This is a genomic window from Vibrio sp. 10N.222.49.C12 (genome assembly GCF_041475025.1).
Classification (GTDB): Bacteria; Pseudomonadota; Gammaproteobacteria; order Enterobacterales; family Vibrionaceae; genus Vibrio; species Vibrio crassostreae_C.
Map to the genome: position 1 here is coordinate 107,495 of NZ_JBFRVF010000026.1, position 22,501 is coordinate 129,995.

22 protein-coding genes and 1 pseudogene are annotated in these 22,501 nt (G+C 45.0%); 14 read left to right on the forward strand and 9 right to left on the reverse strand.

From position 1 onward, the window contains the following. Positions 1-121: 121 nt before the first annotated feature. A complete protein-coding gene (locus AB4583_RS10150; RefSeq protein ID WP_372117230.1) occupies positions 122-991 on the forward strand; it encodes a LysR family transcriptional regulator in 870 nt (289 codons plus the stop codon). Between the two features lie 114 nt (positions 992-1,105). Here the strand turns inward: AB4583_RS10150 and AB4583_RS10155 are convergent, their stop codons facing one another. Beyond that, the gene (locus AB4583_RS10155) at positions 1,106-2,767 is read right to left on the reverse strand and encodes a methyl-accepting chemotaxis protein (RefSeq protein WP_017064932.1); all 1,662 of its coding nucleotides are present in this window, start codon (positions 2,765-2,767) and stop codon (positions 1,106-1,108) included. A 275-nt stretch (positions 2,768-3,042) separates the two neighbouring features. On the opposite strand from AB4583_RS10155, the gene AB4583_RS10160 reads away from it, so the two are divergent. From AB4583_RS10160 to dgcA, 5 genes are all read left to right on the forward strand, one after another. After that, complete coding sequence (locus AB4583_RS10160; RefSeq protein ID WP_017061674.1) at positions 3,043-3,555, forward strand: RNA methyltransferase; 513 nt, start codon at positions 3,043-3,045, stop codon at positions 3,553-3,555. 110 nt (positions 3,556-3,665) lie between these two features. Further along, positions 3,666-4,502 (forward strand): SGNH/GDSL hydrolase family protein, encoded by an 837-nt coding sequence (locus AB4583_RS10165; RefSeq protein ID WP_017069800.1) that lies wholly within the window; start codon positions 3,666-3,668, stop codon positions 4,500-4,502. 95 nt (positions 4,503-4,597) lie between these two features. Further along, entirely contained in the window at positions 4,598-5,503 is a 906-nt protein-coding gene (locus AB4583_RS10170) for a LysR family transcriptional regulator (RefSeq protein ID WP_102320893.1), read from the forward strand. 91 nt (positions 5,504-5,594) lie between these two features. Next, complete coding sequence (gene dgcN, locus AB4583_RS10175) at positions 5,595-6,602, forward strand: N-acetyltransferase DgcN (RefSeq protein ID WP_372117233.1); 1,008 nt, start codon at positions 5,595-5,597, stop codon at positions 6,600-6,602. A 57-nt stretch (positions 6,603-6,659) separates the two neighbouring features. Then, complete coding sequence (gene dgcA / locus AB4583_RS10180; protein WP_372117235.1) at positions 6,660-7,646, forward strand: N-acetyl-D-Glu racemase DgcA; 987 nt, start codon at positions 6,660-6,662, stop codon at positions 7,644-7,646. Between the two features lie 162 nt (positions 7,647-7,808). On the opposite strand, the gene AB4583_RS10185 is transcribed toward dgcA, so the two are convergent. The 3 genes from AB4583_RS10185 to AB4583_RS10195 form a co-directional block, all read right to left on the reverse strand. Then, positions 7,809-7,964, reverse strand: a complete 156-nt coding sequence (locus AB4583_RS10185; protein WP_017061679.1) for a DUF3012 domain-containing protein — start codon at positions 7,962-7,964, stop codon at positions 7,809-7,811. Positions 7,965-8,204: 240 nt separating this feature from the next. After that, positions 8,205-8,561, reverse strand: a complete 357-nt coding sequence (gene hpf, locus AB4583_RS10190) for a ribosome hibernation-promoting factor, HPF/YfiA family (protein ID WP_017061680.1) — start codon at positions 8,559-8,561, stop codon at positions 8,205-8,207. Positions 8,562-8,898: 337 nt separating this feature from the next. After that, positions 8,899-9,156, reverse strand: a complete 258-nt coding sequence (locus AB4583_RS10195; RefSeq protein WP_229648214.1) for a hypothetical protein — start codon at positions 9,154-9,156, stop codon at positions 8,899-8,901. Positions 9,157-9,213: 57 nt separating this feature from the next. On the opposite strand from AB4583_RS10195, the pseudogene AB4583_RS10200 reads away from it, so the two are divergent. Further along, positions 9,214-9,441: pseudogene (locus tag AB4583_RS10200) on the forward strand (hypothetical protein); the annotation flags it as partial. Between the two features lie 413 nt (positions 9,442-9,854). Continuing rightward, entirely contained in the window at positions 9,855-11,297 is a 1,443-nt protein-coding gene (locus AB4583_RS10205) for a YfcC family protein (RefSeq protein WP_372117236.1), read from the forward strand. A gap of 121 nt (positions 11,298-11,418) precedes the next feature. Here AB4583_RS10205 and glgC read toward each other — a convergent pair whose 3' ends face one another. Next, the gene (glgC, locus tag AB4583_RS10210) at positions 11,419-12,639 is read right to left on the reverse strand and encodes a glucose-1-phosphate adenylyltransferase (protein WP_017069804.1); all 1,221 of its coding nucleotides are present in this window, start codon (positions 12,637-12,639) and stop codon (positions 11,419-11,421) included. Positions 12,640-13,041: 402 nt separating this feature from the next. Here glgC and ompW point away from each other — a divergent pair, with 402 nt between their 5' ends. Both ompW and AB4583_RS10220 read left to right on the forward strand, forming a co-directional pair. Continuing rightward, the gene (ompW, locus tag AB4583_RS10215; protein ID WP_017071378.1) at positions 13,042-13,692 is read left to right on the forward strand and encodes an outer membrane protein OmpW; all 651 of its coding nucleotides are present in this window, start codon (positions 13,042-13,044) and stop codon (positions 13,690-13,692) included. 202 nt (positions 13,693-13,894) lie between these two features. Next, positions 13,895-15,712: a choice-of-anchor I family protein gene (locus AB4583_RS10220; protein WP_372117239.1), complete on the forward strand. Its 1,818-nt coding sequence runs from the start codon at positions 13,895-13,897 to the stop codon at positions 15,710-15,712. Between the two features lie 107 nt (positions 15,713-15,819). Here the strand turns inward: AB4583_RS10220 and AB4583_RS10225 are convergent, their stop codons facing one another. Continuing rightward, positions 15,820-16,539, reverse strand: a complete 720-nt coding sequence (locus AB4583_RS10225) for an SDR family oxidoreductase (RefSeq protein ID WP_004733012.1) — start codon at positions 16,537-16,539, stop codon at positions 15,820-15,822. A gap of 210 nt (positions 16,540-16,749) precedes the next feature. Here AB4583_RS10225 and AB4583_RS10230 point away from each other — a divergent pair, with 210 nt between their 5' ends. Beyond that, complete coding sequence (locus AB4583_RS10230; RefSeq protein WP_372117240.1) at positions 16,750-17,655, forward strand: LysR substrate-binding domain-containing protein; 906 nt, start codon at positions 16,750-16,752, stop codon at positions 17,653-17,655. Positions 17,656-17,708: 53 nt separating this feature from the next. Here the strand turns inward: AB4583_RS10230 and AB4583_RS10235 are convergent, their stop codons facing one another. Continuing rightward, the gene (locus tag AB4583_RS10235) at positions 17,709-18,047 is read right to left on the reverse strand and encodes a helix-turn-helix domain-containing protein (protein ID WP_004733017.1); all 339 of its coding nucleotides are present in this window, start codon (positions 18,045-18,047) and stop codon (positions 17,709-17,711) included. Positions 18,048-18,152: 105 nt separating this feature from the next. On the opposite strand from AB4583_RS10235, the gene AB4583_RS10240 reads away from it, so the two are divergent. Continuing rightward, the gene (locus AB4583_RS10240) at positions 18,153-18,920 is read left to right on the forward strand and encodes an SDR family NAD(P)-dependent oxidoreductase (protein WP_029222233.1); all 768 of its coding nucleotides are present in this window, start codon (positions 18,153-18,155) and stop codon (positions 18,918-18,920) included. A gap of 135 nt (positions 18,921-19,055) precedes the next feature. Beyond that, on the forward strand, positions 19,056-19,709 hold the full coding sequence (locus AB4583_RS10245) for a cupin domain-containing protein (RefSeq protein WP_372117242.1): 654 nt from the start codon (positions 19,056-19,058) through the stop codon (positions 19,707-19,709). Between the two features lie 77 nt (positions 19,710-19,786). On the opposite strand, the gene AB4583_RS10250 is transcribed toward AB4583_RS10245, so the two are convergent. After that, on the reverse strand, positions 19,787-20,425 hold the full coding sequence (locus tag AB4583_RS10250) for an NAD(P)-dependent oxidoreductase (RefSeq protein WP_372117244.1): 639 nt from the start codon (positions 20,423-20,425) through the stop codon (positions 19,787-19,789). 162 nt (positions 20,426-20,587) lie between these two features. Between AB4583_RS10250 and AB4583_RS10255 the strand changes: the two genes are divergently transcribed. Then, a complete protein-coding gene (locus AB4583_RS10255) occupies positions 20,588-21,484 on the forward strand; it encodes a LysR family transcriptional regulator (protein WP_017069812.1) in 897 nt (298 codons plus the stop codon). 131 nt (positions 21,485-21,615) lie between these two features. Here the strand turns inward: AB4583_RS10255 and AB4583_RS10260 are convergent, their stop codons facing one another. Then, complete coding sequence (locus tag AB4583_RS10260) at positions 21,616-22,464, reverse strand: hypothetical protein (protein ID WP_017064918.1); 849 nt, start codon at positions 22,462-22,464, stop codon at positions 21,616-21,618. Positions 22,465-22,501 lie beyond the last annotated feature (37 nt).

A 22,501-nucleotide genomic window follows, 5' to 3' on the forward strand; every position in this document is an offset into this window, starting at 1 on the left:
TCTGTAAGGGAATGACTATAGGTGCCGAAGATTAATGCACAGCGCATATCAAGCAAGGTGACACTGATATCTAACTTCAATACACTGTATGGGTAACCAAAGTTCAGCATAAGGTAAAGGCATGGCCAATTGGGAAGGGGTAAGTGAGTTTGTTGCAGTGGCAGAGCGTGAAAGCTTTACTGGTGCGGCGCAGAAGCTCGCTACGTCGGTGGCTCAAATCAGTCGTAGAGTAGCAAACCTCGAAGAACGACTCGCAGTGAAACTGCTCAATCGAACGACTCGAAAGGTGTCTCTTACAGAGGCTGGGCAACTCTATTACCAACAATGTAAGTTGTTGGTCGAAGGTTTAGAAATTGCTGAGCTTGCGGTCACGCAGATGCAATCCACACCCAAAGGCTTACTGAAAGTCACCGCGCCTGTGACTTATGGTGAGCGCCAACTCGCCCCAATACTGCATCAATTCTTAAAGCTTCACCCGCAAGTAGAGCTTGAGCTGATGCTGACCAATCAAAAGCTCGATCTTATCGATTCGGGTGTTGATGTTGCGATTCGTCTTGGCCGCTTGGAAGATTCAAGCCTTGTGGCAAAGAGGCTGTCTCAACGCCAACTTTATGTATGTGCAAGCCCTGAATATATTGAACGTTATGGCGAGCCGCATACATTATCAGAATTAAATAATCACCAATGTTTAGTCGGTGGATTTGAACATTGGCGTTTCAAAGAAAATAGACGCCCTCGCTCAGTTCGTGTTAACGGACGCATTAAGTGCAACAGTGGTTTAGCCTTGTTAGACGCAGCTAAGCAGAGCATTGGCTTGGTGCAGTTGCCTGAATACTATGTGAGTGAAGACCTTGATTCTGGTGAGTTGGTTGAGGTGCTGTCCGATTATCGAGATGACAAAGAAGGGATCTGGGCGCTTTATCCTCAGAACCGCAACTTATCTTCAAAGGTTCGCCTGCTGGTGGACTTCCTTTCTGAGCAATTGGGTTAGTGTATGGCTTAAAACCTCCACCGATAAAAACAGGCTTCAGAATAGAGATTCTGAAGCCCGGCGTGTTTTAGGATTAATTATCGTTTGATTACGGCTTACTAGACCGAAAATGTATTAGACGGTGAAGCGATCCACCAAGTGATACAGCTCATTTGCACGACTGTTGAGGTTTTGGCTACCTGTACGGTTTTGATTCGCGAGTTCTGCCGATTGTGAGCTTTGGTCAGAAATCACCACGATGCGTTGAGATATTTCTTGTCCTACAATATTTTGCTGTTCAGTGGCTGTCGCAATAAGCGAGTTCATGTCCATGATGGTATCAATCGACGCTTGGATCTTCGCCAGTGCTTTGGCTGCGGCATTCGCTTCTTCCACGGTTTGCGCACTTCGGTTTTGACTTGAATCCATCGCTTTCACAGCAGCATCTGAGGCAGCTTTAAGTTGCTCAATCATCTTGTGAATGTCGCCAGTGCTTTCTTGAGTACGGCTTGCCAGTTTACGAACCTCATCGGCAACCACAGCAAACCCACGACCTTGTTCGCCTGCACGTGCAGCTTCAATCGCGGCATTCAACGCGAGTAGGTTAGTTTGCTCGGCAATGTCTTGGATGACCGCCAACGAAGAGGAGATATTCTGCACATCACCTTCTAAACGAGACACGACAGTGTTGGCTTCTGATACTTCGCTCGCTAGGCCTGCCACCGAATCTGCAGCGGCGTTTACTATCTGTTGCGCTTCTTTGGCATTGCCCTCTGCAAGTTTAGCGGAATCCGCCGCTTGGCTAGCGTTGCTCGAGATCTCTTGCGCCGTTGTGGTCATTTCAGTCATCGCCGTTGCAACTTGTTCAGTCTCTTCACGTTGCCCAGTAGCAATCTCGTCGACCTGCGCAGCGCGAGAAGACATGCTAGATGTCTCGGCTACGACTTGCTGACCGACATCGCTTACGCTGCGAATGATGGTTTGAAGGCTTGCCACGAAGGCGTTGAAGTTCTCGCTGAGCTTAGTGAACTCAGGCGCTTTAAATGTTTCCATTCGAGCGGTTAAATCGGCTTCGCCACTCGCGAATGCGCTGATTGAACGATCAAACTGCTCGAGTGGTCGCATGATTGTGCGGTTGACGGCAACGGCAAACGCAGCAACTACTAGGGCAATCAAACCACAGAATATAGCGATCGCCGTCAATGAGCTTTGTAACGCGACATTCGAGCTCTCTTTCATCTCTGCGATTACAGCATCGATGTCGTCAGTATAAAAACCTGTGCCTAGCATCAAGTCCCACTGGGGAACGAATATCGAGTAGCTCAGTTTCGGTAGAGCTTCTGATTGACCAAGTTTTGGAAAGTAGTAGGTGGTGAACTCACCAAGCTTTGAGTTCTTGATCAAGTCACGAATCAGGTAGTTGCCTTTTTTGTCTTGCAGGTCGTAGTAGTTTTTACCAATGCCATCGTTATTTTGCCCAACAACTACTCGAACGCCTTTAGAGTCGTAGCCAAAGATGTAGCCAGACTCGCCATATTCGAGAGTTCTTAATGTCGGTAAGGCTTCTTCTAATGTTGCACCTCTTTCCAAGAACGGGCTAATAGAAGATTGAGCCATTTGCAGATACGCTTTAAGTTCCTTTTCTTTCATCGCCATCATATTGCTACGCGTCGATTCTACTTGTTGTGCGGTTAGCTCGGTGCTCTTCATATACGTCACGCTCATCATCCCAATTGCCATCAGTAGCAGTGGAATAAAAGAGAGAATATAAAGGCGGTTTTTGATGGTTAGGGTCATGTCACGCTTCCTGTGTGATTGTCTCATGTAATTTTCAACACATTATTAATGTGGTTTCAAAATGTAAATGGGCTTGTTGTTTAATTGTTATCCTAGAGTGTTTTTGTTTTATAAATATGATGACGGTTAGGTTTTTGGGGTGAGAAGCCTTGCAACTAGAGGCTTAAGCGCGAAAAAGTGAGTTTGTATCGATGCTTTTGAATTCGACGCTGCTTTGTTAGAATGCGACGCTTTGTAGCACCCTGCTATGTCTATTCGTTAAGTGAGAAAGATTCATGAACAAAAGCCATGTGACTATTGGTTTAACTAACCCAAAGAGCCCGACAAACGTTGGTGCTGTTATGCGTGCGGCTGGTTGTTACCAAGTCGACGAAGTTAAATACACAGGGCAACGCTACGAAAAAGCCGCAAAATTCCACACCGATACTAAGAGTGCTGCGCGTACTATCCCGTTGACTGGTGTTGAGTCGTTTTTAGACAATCTTGATCCAGAAACTAAGATCGTTTGCGTAGAACTCGCAGAAGGTGCAACACCACTACCGCGTTTTAAACACCCAGAAAATGCCATTTATATCTTTGGCCCTGAAGACGGCTCTATTTCTCAAGATGTCGCCGACAGAGCCGATCATGTTGTGTACGTACCAACGGTTGGCTGCATGAACTTGGCTGCAACAGTGAATGTGCTGCTTTACGATCGTCTTGCTAAATCTGATGAAATGGATGAGAGCAACGAGCTGATTAAGAAAAGTCGTGATAATCGTAATCATCTATTAATCAAAGAAAAGTAACTATTTACTTCTAGTAAAAGTAACGATCTGCTTCTAGTGTTATCTATCCCGTACGCAATCGGATATTATCTTGAGTTCATCATCAGATAATTGAAGGGTTAGATAACACCATGGAAGACAAGCAATTACTTGCCGCGCTACAGCAACACTCTGTCCTCGATCTCTATCAGTTATTCCAAGAAGTTGGTCAAAACTGCTCTTTGTATGCATTACTAGAGAGGTTATCTTCCCTTAAAGAACATCATCAACTGAGTACTCGTCTTAGCCCTTTTAAGCCTCATATCGAAGGATTGCTAGCTCAATTTGATAGCGCCACTCCAGATAGCGAGATCCTCAAGGCAGTCGCTCTTCAGTCTGAGATTCAGCAACGAGGCCACAGTATGAGTCGTTACATCATGACATCAGATAACCATCGCCATTTTTCCCCAAGTGCAGACCTAGTCATGTTTGGTGATTCGATCACCGAATGGGCCCCGTGGGCGGATATCTTTCGCGATGTTTCGATGGTCAACCGTGGCTTAGCGGGTGACACCACAACTGGCATGTTGCGCCGTATTGATACCACGTTGAATGTGAAGCCAAAGCTGGTGTGTTTTATGGCAGGGATAAACGATTTAGCTCAGGGTTATGATGTCGACCATATCTACCAGAACTACATTGATATGCTTAAGGTGTGGCAAGAAAATGAGATTCGCATATTGGTGCAATCAACGCTTTATGTTGGCTCTAAACTGCAAGGTTTAAATCCGTCGGTTGAACTGCTCAATAGCAAGCTAAGCGAGTACTGTACACAGCAAGGCATTGCGTTCTTAGATGTGAATTCAGTATTGTCGCCTAATAAGCTGTTGTCGAACAAGTACTCGTGTGATGATCTGCATTTGAATGCGAAGGCTTATCAAACTTGGGCTGAGATACTTCAACCTACGATAGCTGAGCTACTAAAATAGACTCACGCAAAATGCTAGCTAGACCGATAAACAGCTTAGCTAATACAAGAAAAGCCAAACCCTAGATTTGTTTCGCGAACCATAAGGACATCAATGTGAACCTAAGACAATTGGAAGTCTTTTACGCCATTATGCAGACCGGAACCGTATCTGGAGCCGCTCGCAGCTTGCATGTGTCGCAACCAAACGTGACCCGTATTTTGGCGCACACGGAGCAACAACTTGGGTTTGGCTTATTCGAACGAGTTAAAGGGCGCTTAGTACCAACGGTTGAAGCGAAAACCTTGCTGCCAGAAGCGGAAAAGGTGTATCAGCAATTGGGGCAATTTCGATCTCTGACCAACAAAGTGAAGCAAGGCCATCAGCATTTACGCATTGGTGCGCCGCCGATTTTAGCGACTAAATTACTGACTCCGGTAATCGCCCAAATGTCTCGCGAGCAAAATGGCAGTAAGCAAGATCTCTCTTTTGAGTTGCTGACTGCAAACCGTGATGAGCTGTGTGCTGGGTTATTAAAGCATGAGCTTGATATTGCTATCGCGTTTGGCGATGAAGCACCGCCTGCGATATTAAGTGAAACGCTATTAACCGAATCACTAAAGGTTTTGGTTCCTTCCAATACGGTTGATCATTTCCCCGCGGAATTAACGTTAGATGATCTGATCAATTATCCGCTGCCAATCATCGGGCTCGATAGCCGCGATCCATTAGGCCTCCTGTTACATCAACGCCTTATTGCACGTGAGCAGCATTATCACCACCCGATATCTGTACGTGGGTATAGCGCGGCGGCGGAACTGGTCAAGCACCAAGCGGGGTTTGCGATTGTTGATCCGTGGACGGCAGAGCAATATCAAAATGACGATGCGGTCTGTGTGTTGCCGCTTCAACCAGACATCCAATTTTCGGTATCGATGCTTTGCGCAGAGCACACCCCTCAGTCGATTTCCGTTAAGCAATTTATCGCTTCATTGAAAATCCATACTCACCCTATAACTTAAGGTTATAGGCTCGCCATAAATAGGCATTCGGCAGCTTCGAAGTTCTTAATTAAAGTAAACCCATACAAGGGCTTATTAATTAGGAATACTCATGTCGATCGCTCAACCTTACCTTCTTTTTCTTGGGGATGTTACTGACCCACTCGCTGCAAAAACAGCTCGCGGTATTCATCAATGGCGACCAGAAATCTGCCTAGGTCAACTGCGTTTAACGGGTGATACCGTTTCACTGGGCTTAACGGATATGACCCTGCAAGAGGCGCAAGCGCAGGGCGCTAAAACCTTAGTGGTTGGTACCGCAAATCCGGGTGGCGTTATTCCTGATTCTTGGCAGTCAACCATTATGGCCGCTGCAGAAATGGGATATGAGATTGCATCTGGCATGCACCAACGATTGAGTGAATTTTCACCGCTTGCTGACATGCAGCAACAAGGATTGACTAAGCTTCATGATGTACGCCATTTTGACGGTGTTCTTAATGTTGGTAACGGTAAGCTTCGTCAAGGTAAGCGCCTGCTTACTGTCGGAACTGATTGCTCAGTAGGCAAAATGTTCTCGGCATTAGCGATTGAAAAGTCGCTTAAACAAGCGGGAACATCCGCTCAGTTTAAAGCGACAGGGCAGACAGGTATTTTGATTGAAGGCAGCGGTATTTCGATTGATGCGGTGGTTGCGGATTTTATTTCTGGCGCAGTTGAAGCGATTAGCCCTGATTTTACCGACCACGATTGGGACATCATTGAAGGGCAAGGCTCTTTGTTCAACCCTTCGTTTGCAGGCGTGAGTTTGGGTCTTTTACATGGCGCACAAGCTGATGCCTTAGTGCTGTGTCATGAAGTTGGGCGACCACATATTCGTAACCTTCCTCATGCTAAATTACCAAGCATAGAACAGACGATTGAAGCCAACTTGCAAGCGGCGCGACTGACTAATCCAGACGCGAAGCTGGTGGGTATCTGCTTGAACACGTCGGCGATTAGCATTGAAGAGGCTGAGACATTGTGCCAAGAATGGACCACACTCTATCAAGTGCCAGTGACGGACCCAGTGCGCTTTGGTGTACAACACATTACTGATCATTTGCGACATTCACTTTAACGACTTCATCATTTCTACGTTTCCATTTGTTAAAGTGAACATCAACCGAGTGAAATTATGAAGATTACAGCTGAACCCATTATTATCGCGATGCAAACGCCTTTTCGCATCTCTCGTGGCAGTCGAACTGAGTGTCACGTTGTTCGTGTTTACATTGAACATGGTGGCAAACGAGCTCAGGGCGAATGCACGCCTTACCCACGATACGGCGAGTCATCGGAGTCTGTGTTAGCGCAAATCCAACAAGCGTCTAGCGCACTTGAAGCTATGTTTGAACGAGGCGTTACTGATCCGGCAGAGCTAAGAGATCATCTTCAGTCTTTATTGACCGGAGGGGCAGCGCGCAATGCGGTCGATTGTGCGCTTTGGGATTTTGAAGCTCAGCAGAACGACCAGACGTTTCCGAATAGCTTGTTTGAGTTGCCTGCTCAAATCGTGACTGCAATGACAGTCTCGATTGGCACGCCAGAAGCCATGGCGACTCAGGCTCGAGACTATGTCGCGAATGGTGCGAAACTTCTGAAAGTGAAGCTTGACGGCGAGCAGGTGGTAGAGCGTGTTCGCGCGGTACGAGAAGCTGCGGCAGATGTTCAAATTGTATTGGATGCGAATGAAGCGTGGACAGGATTGAATCTCGAAGAGTTGTTCAATCAACTGGTAGAATTTGATATTACGATGATCGAGCAGCCGTTACCCCAACAGCACGATGCCTCATTGGCGCACATCAAGCACCCGATACCACTGTGTGCTGATGAAAGCTGTCATACCACTTCGCAACTTTCATCTTTGTTAGGCAAATATGAAATGGTCAACATCAAGCTCGATAAAACAGGTGGTTTGACCGAAGCATTGGTACTTGCTGAAGAAGCTCAAAGGCTAGGATTTACGCTGATGTCGGGTTGTATGCTCGGTACATCGCTGGCGATGCGTGCAGCTCTGCCTATCGCCGTTCAATCTGAAATCGTCGACCTCGATGGCCCAGTCTTACTTGGTCAAGATGTAGCACCATCACTGACTTATCGAGATGGGATGATTGTTCTTTAAGTTCCTAACAAATTAGCTAGGAATCTCTCCATACAAAAATCGCATAAGCGTTAACTTATGCGATTTTTTGTTTGTACCGTTTTACAGAGATAAGTAAACCATACTGCAACTACTCACTTGCTTCATTGAGTGGGGTGTACTGAACTGCTAAATACAACCCGCCTAGAAAATGCAGTGCTTGGCAAAATCGCCCGCTTCATTAGCCGTCCAGTCACCTTTAGGCTTTTCTTTCATATCCGCACACCAAGCTTCACTGCCAACCTCGGTACAAGCCATTAATTGAGTAGCAAGGAAAAGTATCAACGCGATTTTCTTCATAATAAACATTCCGTTGTGGTCTAAATTTCTGCTTATAACTGTATCAAATACCACAAGTGATTGTTATAGCTGCTAAGAACTTAAGGGCGTTAATAATGATGTGGGGTTGAGCTGAATTCGAGGGACGGTAAAGAAGCGAAGGTTTGCTTGGCTTTAAGATCGAAAAAGCCAGCAATGTATGCTGGCTTTGAAATTCTTAATAAGTTTCTATTCGTTATTTCGCTTTAACTACTTATCGATTTATACCAATTTCATCTCTTGGATGATGTCCGAAGCAATCTCTGGCTTCGTGCTTGTTGGTTTCTCGTGTAGGTCGGCTTTCAATTGTCCCTTACGGTTACTTAGGCCCGCTTCAAGTTTCTTAAGTGCTGCAGCGATAGCTGGGTACATAACATCGTCTGTCGATTTTGCTGTTACTCGTACACCTTCGTAGTTGGTGAATACTTCAACCTGATGTTGACCGTGTTCTTTAGTAATGATGATGTCGCAACTGATCAGTGATGGGAAATGGTTAGATATCTTCTCGAATTTACCTTCGATGTCTTTGCGTGACTCGTCGTTAATTGATACATGATGTGTTTGAACATTTATTTTCATAAATCATACCTTTCCAATGACTGTGTCATTTAAACGTAGCAAACATCGCATAGATTAACCAACTGAGAATTAGCACATGTGTGATTGACTTCAGTGTTATCAAATATTCTCTTGTTACTCCCTTGAAAGTCCGATGAACTGATCGCATATTATGTTTCGTGTTTTAAAGACATGTTCAAAAAAACTCCATCCTTGATAATTTGCGCTAACCTACAGCGAATTCCCAGTGAATCTCTCTTTATCGGTTTTATAATTCCGAACTTGTCACTCCATTGATTTTCTTTCCAGCTCACTCACTTTTTCTTCTTTGATTAAAAACTCAGCTTAAGTTACTAATTTATAGACACTCAACTGCCCACTCCATATTGAAGTGAAACTCTCCTGCTGTAAGTTGAGACTCGGGTATGGTAATGCGTGCTCGAATATCGACTTCTTTATTGGATGCCAGTTGATCGACAGGAAATTCGACGCCCTGACGCCAATAATTAATGTCACCTTCATAACGAACCGGCGTTTCGACTTTGAATCGCACAAGTTCTGAAATGCGAGACTCATCAATTGAGCCTAGATCAATATGTTGCAGTTTGAGCAACAATCGAGAATCTTTGCGATTGGACTCAAGCTTAAGCGTTATCGCTCGGCCATCGTATTCTCGGCCACTGAATTTAAGCCGTTTAAGCGTATTAAAACCATCAAAGCCATTAAGATTGATGCAGAAATGCTGGAGCTGTTAGGCAGTGAAGATGGCAACACGGCGATGATCAAAGTGAGCTGGGATGAGAAGGGAATGAAGGTCTATAAGGATGGCTACTTAGCGGATTATGAGTACGGGATTGCCCCTCATGAGATGCAAGAAAACTACGAATTAGCACCTAAGTAACTCGATTCGATTGCAGAAAAGCGCCTTACTTATTAGTGGGCGCTTTTCTTTTGCTCACCAAAGCATGACGAAACTCACACTTTTCTGACAATTAATGACTCGTTGTGCTAGTATGCGCCGCTTGTCTTTGTAATTGATAAAAAACGCATTACCAAAACAGACTTTTCTGTTTACCTGCTTGTAATGACCTCATTCAGTTTGGCCTGACTTGGCTGAACATCTGCATTTTGCTCGGACGCAAAGAGAGTAGTTCTCACTACTTCACTATGTACATTTGAGAGCACCATCTATCAAAGGCCTTTTTGAAACAACCTAAATTAGCGCGAACTTAGTTCAGCGTGAAGGGTTTCGTTTTTCCAAAAATCCCTCCGGCGGCTAAGTGAACCTTAGTTGCTGACAAATAAGGAGTCTATATGACGACTACGGTATCTACATCCGTACCTACATCCGTACCTACATCTCAAGCTGCTAACGCAGCGCCCACAGAGAAAGAAGTAAACCACCCGTTTCTCTCTTTGGTTATCATGGTGATCGTTGCTGCAATTGCAACTTACTTCATCCCTGCTGGTGAATTCGAGCGAGTGGTCATGAATGGCCGCACGGTTATCGACCCAGACAGCTACACACAATTGACCAGCAACCCAACAACATTAGCCTCTTTTTTCGAATCATTTTTTAAAGGCTTCAAATCCGCTTCTGGCGTGATGGGCGTTGTGGTATTTGTGGGTGGTGCTTTTGGCATTATCAAACACATGGGTCTGTTAGACGCATCCGTTGTTGCACTAACTACTAAGCTAAAGAAGCAAGGCTTGTACGTAATTGCGCCTGTGATCATGACGGCGATTTTCTTCAACGTCACCTTCACCGGTATGCGTGAACTTGATGTCATCTTTATCTCTTTGATGATCCCGATCTGTATCAAGCTTGGCTATGACGCGATTACGGCACTTGGCGTTGTTTTACTGGCAAGTTGTGCCGGTTTCGCAGCCGCTTTGGCTAACCCATTCTTTACGGGTATCGCACACACTATCGCTGAACTGCCTATGTATTCAGGCATGTGGTATCGCTTTATTGTTGGCATGTTCATGTTGCTAACAGGTGCTTGGTATGTACTTAACTACGCGCGCAAAGTTAAGCAAGACCCGACCAAAGGTTTGTTGCACGGTACGGGTTACCACTACGAATCTAACGTTGAAGCGAAAACACTCACCACACGTGAAAAGCTTGCGGGCATCGCATTCTTAGGCGTGTTCGCATACATGATCTTCGGTACTCTGACGATGGGCTTTGGCTTTACTGAGATCGCAGGTGCGTTTGTGGCAATGGCGATCATTCCGGGTTTGGTTGCGGGTTTATCTCCGAACAAGATTTGTGAGTATTGGACCAAAGGTGTTAGCGATGTATTGGTGGCAGTGCTGATCATCTTCTTTGCTCGTTCAGTGCTAACCATTATGGAAGACGCGAAGATTGTTGATTCTATTATCTTCTATCTTGCACAAATCATTTCTGGTAGCTCTAAACTTGTGGCAGCAGCAGGGATCTACTTCTCGCAGGCTGCGATCAACCTGTTCATTCCGTCGGGCAGTGGCCAAGCGGTGATTACCATGCCAATCATTATTCCGTTGGCAGATATTGGTGAAGTGACTCGTCAAGTGGCGGCACTGGCTTCTCAATTGGGTGATGGTATTTCTAACTATATTTACCCAACCAATGGTGGCTTGTTAGCGGTATTGGCTATTGCAAAAGTGCCTTACACCAAGTGGGTTCGTTTCTTCTTACCACTGTTCTTGTTCTGGTCGGTAGGCGCTTTGATTTCAGTTGTGATTGCTCAAATGATTGAGCTAGGGCCTTTCTAAGGTTTCTGTTTAATCGAATACATGGATAGCTAAGGCTTAACTGAAGCCGTGTGAATAAATAAGAAGGCAGCGAATTCGCTGCCTTTTTTCGTTTAAAGAAAAGCTATTCCAACGTTAAAGGTTACTCTTCAAATTGGTAAGAAGAGGGCACCACAATCACGCCTTGTTTTGATATGTGGAAGCGTTTCGCATCGGCAAGGCCATCAAGACCGATCTGGGTTCCGTCAGGCACCTTAACGTTCTTGTCGATGATGCAGTTTTGTATGTGGCAATTTTTTCCAATCTCAACATCTTCAAACAGAATACTATCAATCACAATCGCGGCATTGCTGACTTTCACTTTCGGGAAGAAGATTGAGTTTTGCGCCGAGCCGCCTTCAATTACAACGCCATTCGCTATCATCGAGTTGATGAATATTCCTTGATTACCTTCAACTGAAGCAATGGTTCGTGCGGGTGGCAGCTGCGGTTCGTAAGTACGAATTGCCCAATCAGGTTGATATAAATCGATTGGCGAAGCTGGCTTTAACAGATCCATATTCGATTGGTAATAAGAGTCGATAGTACCAACATCTCTCCAGTACGCATCTTGGGTCACTCGGCCTTCTTCATCCCCAAACTTGTATGCGTAAACACTGTTGTTGCCCACCAATTTCGGAATGATGTCTTTACCAAAATCGTGGCTTGAGTCTGGATCTTCTGCGTCTGCCAATAATGCCTGTGTCAGTACTTCTTTATCAAAGATGTAAATTCCCATTGAAGCCATGCTTCGAGTCGGCCTACCAGGTACACATGCAGGGTAACGTGGCTTCTCGGTAAAGTTATTGATCTCTAGAGACTCGTCTATCTCCATCACACCAAACTCTTTAGCTTCGTCAATCGAAACCTCCATGCACGCCACGGTTAGGTCGGCCTCGTTCTTTTTGTGCTGCTTGAGCATTGGCGCGTAATCCATGCGATAGATATGGTCGCCAGATAACACCACCACATGCTTGGCTTCACTGCGAGACAGCAGATACAAGTTTTGATAAATCGCATCGGCAGTACCGCTGTACCAGCTATCACCGGTTCGCATTTGTGGGGGAACATTGGTGATGTATTCGCCGAGCTCGGGGTTAAGCACCGACCAACCATCACGTAAGTGTTTTTGCAAAGAGTGAGACTTGTACTGAGTTAGCACCAGAATTTGGCGAAGTCCGGAGTGCAGGCAGTTCGCGAGTGTGAAATCGATGATTCGATATTTGCCACCAAAAGGTACCGCAGGTTTTGCACGGTTATCGGTGAGGGGAGAAAGCCGAGAGCCAACACCGCCGGCCAGAACGATTGTTAGAGTGTCTTGCATAGTCAGAACCTCAATGTATTTATGATTATTAACATAGACTTGCAAGCACTAAGCCAAATGTAACTCATTGAATATTATACGAGGCGAGATTGATTCTTGTTGTTCTGCACCAAAATGATGCGCGTGAGATATTGGCTTGCTCTATTTTGATCCAAAAAAGATCCGAATAGAGTGAATTGATTGGATTAACAAAATGACGCACGGAAAAGCTGCATTACAAAACTGTCAATAAAATGAAGGAATAAAGTGATCGGGTCGATATAGATTTACATAAATAATCACAATTTTTCACAAATTGATTTCCATCAATAAAGTAGGGTTATTCTATGATACCTTGCACGCAAAATAAGAAATGATTACTCATTCACCAATAAAGATTAAGCCCCCCAAAAGGAAATTATAATGAAAAAAACAGTATGTGGTATTGCGGTTATTGCGGCTCTTATGTCAACCAATGTTCTTGCTCATAAAGAAGGTGATTTCATCATCCGTGCAGGTGCAGCAATGGTATCTCCAAACGACAGCAGTGGTGATGTACTAAACTCACCAGGTTCTGAGCTATCTGTAGATTCAAATACTCAACTTGGCCTAACATTTGGCTATATGTTCACTGATAACGTTAGTTTAGAAATTCTTGCAGCAACACCATTTTCACATACGGTATCTACTGATTTACTTGGACTAGGTGATATTGCAGATGTTAAACACCTTCCGCCTACACTTATGGTTCAGTACTACTTTGGTGAAGCGAACAGTGAAATTCGCCCTTATGTAGGTGCAGGTATTAACTACACGTTCTTCTTTGATGAAAAATTTAACGGAACTGGTAAAGACGCTCAACTACGTGATTTGTCTCTTGATGACTCTTGGGGGCTTGCAGCAAATATTGGCGTGGATTACATGATCAATGAAGACTGGTTCCTAAATGCATCTATTTGGTATGCAGATATAGATACAACTGCAAAGTATAAAGATACAGCGGGTAACCAGTACTCAACAGACGTTGATATCGACCCATGGGTATTCATGATCGGTGGTGGTTACAACTTCTAATCTCCCTATTCAGTTTACTAAAGGCGCTCAAGCATCAGCCAGCTTGGGCGCTTTTTTTTTCTTACTTGTTAATAGAGTGCTCGCCTTAACTCTCTGTTGCTATGAGTGAAAGAAACCTATTGTCATCATTTATTGTTAATAAAAGAGAAAGATAAGTGTCATCAAAGCCTTCTATGATCGCGATTCAAATCATGGAGGATATATGAATCGTAAATTTAATAAGCTGACACTATTACTGCCTATCGCCGTAAGTTCTGCTCTAGTTGGGTGTTCTCAATCAACTTCAACATCACCAACGACTGCTACGCCATCTCAAACATCACTTGATGCTTTTAGCCTTCAATGCCAATCCATCGAGCAGCCAAGCGCTTCCAATGCTGAGGTAACTGGAATCAGCCTAGTTGGCCGTTCAATCGCCGACGCCCCGTTTGATACTTCTGCAGCCGAAATCGTCAGCTACGATTCATGTACCGACAAGCTTTATGTTGTGAACGCTCAAGCTCAGAAAGTTGATGTTTTATCAATGAACTCAGCTAGCGAACCAACATCTTCGGGTTCGATTGATCTTCAATCAGCGGCTGCAGCTTCTGGTATTGATATTGGTGCAGCGAACAGTGTGTCGACTCATCAAGGATTAGTTGCTGTCGCGATTGAAAATGCTGACAAGCAACAAAACGGCATCATTGCCCTTTATCGTTCAGACACGTTAGAGCTGATTACTACTTATACGGCTGGTGCATTACCGGACATGGTGAGCTTCTCGAAAGATGGTCGCTACATTGCCTCTGCAAATGAAGGTGAGCCGAATGCGGATTACAGCATTGATCCTGAAGGTTCAGTAACGCTGGTGGATTTAACCAATGGTCCTTTGCAAGCGACAGTCACTCAGATTGATTTCAAGGCATTCAATCAAGGTCAGCCTCGCCATGCTGAGCTAACCGACAAGGTTCGAATCTCTGCGCCGAATGCAACGGTTGCTCAAGATCTTGAACCGGAATACCTAACATTTGCGGATAACGGAAAACTCTACGTTGCCCTCCAAGAGAACAACGCGTTGGCAGCGATTGATGTGGCGAGTGCACATGTGGATGCGATTCTTGGACTAGGCGGAAAGCCTTGGGATAACGCTAAGCTAGATGCGTCAAACAAAGACAAAAATATCGGTAATCTGCAAAGCTACGCGATGTTAGAAGGCCTCTACATGCCAGATAGCATCACTAGCTACAGTGTTGATGGCAACACCTACATCGTGACTGCGAACGAAGGTGATGGTCGTGAATATGGCATCAAGACTACGCAAGAAATGTGTGATGAGAAAGGTTTTGAGTGGGATGGTGACGATTATCAAGGCACCGAAAACTACACCACAGAAAAAGACTTTTGTATCGCTTATGTCGATGAAGTACGCGGCAAGAAGTTAGATATTGACGCTAACCACCCATTAGATGGCGCATTGAAAGACAACAAGCAACTTGCACGTCTTAAAGTGATTAAGCCACAAGGGACACTCGCTGCTGACCAAAAGGTTCAAGCATTCGGTAGCCGCTCTTTCTCTATTTGGGATGAGTCTGGCGAGTTAGTGTTTGATAGCGGTGATGATTTCGCTCGAATCGTTCTTGAACAAGATCCTGCAAACTTCAACAGCACCAATGATAACAACCAAAGTGGTGACGATCGCAGCGATGATAAAGGGGTAGAACCTGAAGCTATCGAAGTGGCTGAGATCAACGGTAAGCACTATGCCTTTATCGGCCTTGAGCGCCAAGGTGGCATCATGGTTTACGACGTAACACAGCCTAAGAACGCAAGTTTCATCAGCTACTTGAACAACCGAGATTTCACACAATCAGTGTGCACTAAGGTTGATGAAGACGGTGATTGCGACAACGATACTTACAACTCGAAAGCGGGTGACCTAGGTCCAGAGTCAATTAAGTATTTCACTCGTTCTGGTAACCACTTTATCGCTGTCGGTAATGAAGTAAGTGGTAGCACATCAGTCTATCGCGTTGAGTTTTAATCAAGATTATTACTAGCAATTAGCTCGAATCAAAACAAAAGCGCCACTACTTAATCAGTAGTGGCGCTTTTTTAGTTCATCGCTTATTTATTAGCGATGGCAAAGGCCTATGGCTGTTGTTTAGTTGGTGCTAGAGCAATCTCACGGATACATACATTCTGTGGTTGTTGGTAAGCGAATGATACAGCGCGAGCGATATCGTCAGCTGCCAATACGCCACCCATGTCTTCTTTCCAAGAATCGTAACCGTCTTTGATCTCTTGAGATGTTGTGTGAGACAGAAGCTCAGTTTCTACAGCACCCGGTGCGATAGTGGTAACACGAACATTTGAAGCCGCCACTTCTTCACGAACGTTCTCAGAAATAGCGTGTACCGCGAATTTAGTACCACAGTAAGCTGCGTGGCTTGGGAATGTTTTCTTACCCGCGATAGAGCTGATGTTGATGATAGTACCCGTGTTGCGTTCCATCATCGGAGCAAGTACAGATTGCATGCCGTTTAGAAGGCCAATAACGTTCACGTCGAACATTGTCTTCCACTCTTGAGCGTCTTGAGTATCGATTTGACCAAGAAGCATTGCACCAGCGTTGTTGATAAGCGCGTCTACAGGGCCAAACTTCTCTTCACCTTGTGCGATTGCTGCATCAAAAGACGCTTTGTCTGTTACGTCTACTTTTACTGACAGTGAGTTTGGTAGATTCAGCGCTTCAAGGCGATCAACACGACGAGCTAAAAGTAGCAGAGGGTGACCTTCATCGCTTAGACGACGAGCGATTGCTTCACCAATACCAGAGCTTGCACCTGTAATTACGATTAGTTTTTTCATTTTATTTCCTCTGTACTTTTATTGCGTCGGTTGGCTACGACGGGTTGTTTAAGTGCATTCGAATCAAGTGCTTGTTGCCTTGCTTCGTTGCGATGGAGGTATATTAAGGAAAATAGAATTGTTGATATATAGCGCTTTACTTGAAACACTGTTGCTGTGGTGCAACAATAAAAGTGTCTATCTCATAACCTCACTAGTAAGCTGGCGGCCATGCTCAATCAAATTAACCTGTCTGATATTCGTTCTTTCGTGCTGATCGCTCGTTTAGGTAATTTCACCAAAGCGGCGGAGGAGTTGGATGTGTCTCGTTCCCACGTATCACGCCAAGTGAGCAGCCTAGAAAAGCAGATGGGTGTGACACTGTTTATCCGCACCACTCGAACCTTAAGGTTGACTCACGCAGGGCAAGATCTGTACGCGAGATGTGAACAAGCCTTAGATAATATAGACCAAGCCTTGATTGCTGCTGTGGATGACGTCGAAGAAGTACGTGGCGACATAAAAGTAAACTGTGTTGGCGGTTATCTGGGCGAGGTGATCATCGCGGATCTGGTCAATGAGTTCATGCAACTCTACCCAGACATCAGCATCAGCCTTGATTTCAGTAGTAACCGAGTCGACTTGATTGAAGACGCGTTCGATATCGCATTTCGTATGGGAAGCCTTGAAGATGCGGGCTTTATCGCGAGAAAGCTTTTGGACATCGAGATGGGAACGCTCGCAAGCCCTGAATATTTTGCTCGCAAAGGAAAGCCAAACCATCCTAAAGATCTCATTCACCATGACTGCTTAACGGGGTCTGTGCGTAAGTGGAGCTTTCAAGCTTTGGATGACACCAAGAAAACGGTCGATGTACATGTGACGGGCAGACTGCAATGTAAAAATGGCCGAGTGTTGGTACAAGGCGCGAAGTCGGGTAACGGGATTATTCGAGTTCCCAGCATCTATTGCTTACAAGAACTCAATGACGGACAACTAGAGCAGGTGTTTGATGAGTGGGTAGTACCTAAAGTGGACTTTTCAGCGATCTACCATCGAGACCGCTATCAACCAAGTCGAATTAGAACCTTTATTGATTTTGTGAAAGGCCGTTTTGAGCAAATGCCAGTCAGCTAAATGGCGCGGCCTACCTTCCTCTTTCTTTTAGCAATAGTTGGACAGGCTTGGGCTTACATCTCGTCGATTTCGTTTTGCAGGTTTTCCAGCTGGTCTAGAATCAGTAAGAACTTCTCACCAAAGGGCGTCACTTGATACTCAACTCTTGGTGGGAGTTCGTTGAACATTTGCTTGTCTAAAATCCCGAACTCCACATTTCGCTTCAAGCATTCATTCAGTACCTTGGTTGATAACCCTTCGACCGAACGCACCATTTCACCGGGGCGATTGATGCCATTTGCCAATAATTGGTAAACCGTTAGCGACCATTTACAGCCGTAGATGGTTTCGACCATGCGAGCGGAACGCTCTGGTGCTGATTTTCTTGAAAAAAAGTTTTCCTGATTTTTCATAAAGATGTACCAATAAGTACCTACCTAACCGATTTGTACTTACTATTCATAGTGTTAGTTCAAGGCCTAAGATTACCACGTTCACATGACTTAGGAGATAACAAAATGAACTTCACTAAAAATGGTATTGCAGTAGTAATCGGTGGCACAAGTGGTATGGGCTTTGAAACAGCGAAGCAATTAGTTGCTCAAAACATCCATGTGTTGGTTGTCGGCAATAACCCAACTAAGTTAGATAAAGCGGTGTCAGAATTGCAATCGTTGGGCCACGCTTCTGGTTGGCAAGCTAACCTTTATGATGATGCGAGTGTAGCTAATCTCATTGCGCATCTAGAGTCGCTCGAAGAGGGTATTGGTTACCTTGTTAATGCGGCTGGCTACTTCAACCCTAAAGCGTTTATCGAGCATCAAGAATCTGATTATGAGCAATACATGCAGCTCAATAAAGCAACCTTCTTCATCACTCAAGCGATAAGTAAATTGATGATCAAGAACGGCGGTGGCAGTGTGGTTAACGTTGGCTCTATGTGGGGTAAGCAGGCAATCAAAGCGACGCCATCTTCTGCTTATTCAATGGCTAAAGCTGGCCTGCACGCATTAACACAACACATGGCAATGGAACTGGCTGAGCATAACATTCGCGTGAATGCCGTGTCTCCGGCTGTGGTTAAAACGCCAATTTACGAATCATTCATTAAACCAGAAGAAGTGGATCAAGCGCTAGAAGGCTTCAACGCGTTCCATCCTATTGGTCGAGTAGGTTTGCCGAAAGACATCGCTAATAGCATCTCTTTCCTACTGTCAGACAGTGCAGATTGGGTAACGGGTGCAATCTGGGATGTTGATGGCGGAGTGATTGCTGGCCGCAATTAATTAGGATTCTTTTTAGGTGGCTATCGCGCAGGCAAAATAGCAGCGAGATAGCCTCCTTGATCAGTATTCGCGTAGAATAGAAACGAGAAAGACAACAATAATAATTAAAACGATAACAAGAGTAAGGTCGCCACTATGTTCAACATGGACTTTTCAAAAAAGCTGGTTATTGAAACCGAATCATTAGACTGGATTGCAAGCCCTGCCAAAGGGGTATGGCGTAAGCCGCTTGAAAGAGAAGAGAAAGAATCAGGTCACACGACCAGTGTTGTGAAGTACGAACCGGAATCTTCGTTTTCTGAGCACCCGCATCCGCAAGGCGAAGAAATCTTCGTGTTAGACGGTGTTTTCTCTGATGAAACTGGAGATTTCCCTGCCGGTACTTATATCCGTAATCCCCCGGGCAGTGCGCATTCTCCATCAAGCAAAAATGGCTGCACGATCTTGGTGAAGCTCAACCAGTTTGATGCGAGAGACTTAACTCAAGTTCGCATTAATACTCTAGAAACAGAGTGGCTTCCGGGTATTGGTGGTTTACAAGTGATGCCACTGCATGAATTCGAGCACGAGCATGTCGCTTTAGTGAAGTGGCCTGTTGGCGAACGTTTTCAGCCGCACCGTCACTTTGGTGGTGAAGAGATCTTTGTGTTGTCAGGCACTTTTAAAGATGAACATGGCGAGTATCCAAAACACACATGGATGCGCAGCCCTCATATGAGCGAGCATTTCCCTTATGTGGAAGAAGAGACGGTTATCCTAGTGAAAACGGGTCACCTGCCATTGGATTAAAGGAATGCTCAATATAAAGATGAGAAAGCCGCATTGTTTTGAACAAGCGGCTTTTTTAGTTTTTATATATGAGCTGACTAGTAAGCGACACCAATACGTTGGCGTGGGAACTTGCCAGCTTCTAGTTCATCAATCATCGCAATAGCGTAATCGCTGACGGATATTTTGCTGTTGCCATCTTCGTCAGTGAGCAGTTGATCACCACCTGTGCGGTAGGTTGATAGCTTATCGCCCGGGAAGATTTCCGCAGCAGGGCTAACGAATGTCCAGTTAACCTTGTCATTAGATTGTTTGAACACTTCAAGGGCTTCTCCTTGTGCTAGCGCTTCGTTTTTGTAGTCCGCAGGGAAGTCAGGAACGGTAACTAACGGTACGTTTGGTGCCACTTCTAATGAGCCTGCACCTCCTACCCAAAGTAGACGTTCGATGCCAATGCTTGGCAATGTATCAAGCAACTTAGCTGCTGTGTTTTTTACGATGTCGTGATTACCCAGAGCACGTCCGCCAATCGAAGTAATGACTGCATCAACGCCGGATAGTGCGTTTGCTAGACTTGCGGCTTCATCTTGTAAATCAAATGAACGAACTTCAATGCCTTTGGTTTCCACGCGGCTTGCATCTCTTACAACAGCAACGACCTCGTGACCACGAGATTGAGCTTCTTGAGCGATGTGACTACCAATCCAACCTGATGCACCTAATACTGCAATTTTCATAATGTCTCTCCAATTATCTAATTTATTGAGTCGTTTTCTCGACAGCCATTGCAGTCTAATAGCTCACTAGGTTGCGATAAATATCGCAAAATGATGTAGATTGTATCCATATAGTTATCTAATAAGGTTAGGTTAGCAGTTAAACAGTTCAAGGAGAGTGTGATGGATAGGTTGACGGCAATGCGTAGCTTTGTCGAAGTTGCGAATTGTGCCAGCTTCACCCAAGCAGCTGAGCATTTGGACATGAGTCGGTTGCAGGTTTCACGTCATGTTCAAGAGATAGAAGGGTGGCTGAAGCAGAGGCTATTACATAGGACGACTCGAAAGGTGAGCTTAACCGCGGCAGGGGAAATCGCTCTGCAGCGCTGTGAGAAGATCCTCCATGAGACCGCTGAGCTAGAAGTTACTTCACTCAATCAAACCGATGATCTTTCTGGAACCATTCGAATTGCAGCTCCGATTGGTTTAACTCAGCACATGTTGTTGGATGTGGTCGAACAGTTCACCGAGCGCCACCCTAATATCACGGTCGAACTGTTTGCCTCAGACCGCTTTACTCAGCTGGTGGATGAGAGGATCGATATTGCACTTCGTTATACCGATCAACCTGATGATAGTTTGATTGCACGAAAGCTAATGGTTATTGATTCAGTGGTGTGTGCCTCGCAAGCCTACTTAGACAAACATGGTGAACCTGAAACGGTCGAGGCGCTTCGACAACACAATTGTTTTCGTCACTTGAATGTTTCTAAGTGGGATTTTGTTAAGGACAATCAACACTATTCAGTTGAGGTGTCTGGCACTATCAAGGCTAATGATGTTGGAGTGCTAACTCGCGCCGCACAGCACGGGAAAGGGGTAGTTCGTTTACCTTGTGACTTAGCCAACCCACTGATTGCGAATGGCAAATTGATACGAATATTAGATGAGTTTGTTTCACCGAGTAGTGTGCTGTGGGCGGTGTATTTGTCTCGTAGTTATCAGCTGCCGGTTGTTCGTCAGTTCATTGATTTTGCCGCAGAAGCTTGGTCTAGCGATATCAAATCTGGCGATGTTTGAAACTTCATAGGCAATGATACATAGCGATAGAATTTTAAAAGCTCATAAATACAAAAATCCGATATCAATGGTGATATCGGATTTGAACTCAATAATTCAGAGTTCCAGCACGCTCTCCTCTCACGAAGTCTTTACATGTAATGATGTACGGATAATCGGGTATTTATTACCTTTTCGTTTACGTCTGGTAAAGGCTGATACAAGCTTCTCGTAATATCGGATAATACTTGGTCGTAAACTTGCGACACGACGCTAGAGATATCACTGGTTAATTCGTACATGCTATCTGCCGGTTGGGTCGCTTCGTTACTTGATGCGATCTCTGAGAGTGCATGCATCGCTCGCGTACAAACCGGTGACCCACTACTAAGAGGGCAGATAATCGATAACTGGTTGAGTTTTCTGTGTGTCTGAGAGGCGTAGAATTTGAATCTCGCGTACTCCTCAGGCTTCTCCATATCAGGTATGCACATGCGTAACTTGGTCAGGATCTCCATGCAGTCTAAGATCTGTTGCCAATTCATGTGATACTCACGGCTCATGTCTTCACGCTCAGACTGAATTAGCCAGATGATCATTACTTCATCCATCAAGAACATGCTATGGCGAATTGTTTTGCCATGAATCGATTGGTTACGCACCAAGCTACGGTTTTGCCAGTCGCTGTGCATAGCGATGAGCTTGAGGTGATAGATGCGATACATAGGGCGGCTGTCAAACGACACATGGGATTGAAGCAGCTCAGATACCTCAAGTATGTTGTCGTAAATCTCGTTCACTTTGCGAATCGAGTCGCTAGACAACTTATAAGCTAGAGCATAGTGCGTTGCCGCGCGATGTTTGCGTGATAACAACAATAATTCTCTAAGCAGAACTAAGGTTTCAAACCTGTGTGATAGCGCTGTTTGTCTCTTCCTTGAGAAATGAAACAGGGCCGCAAGTACTAATAGGGATAAACCCACTGAAATAACTACAAACATATTCAACTCCTAATATTTGTATACCTACTTAGTGGTA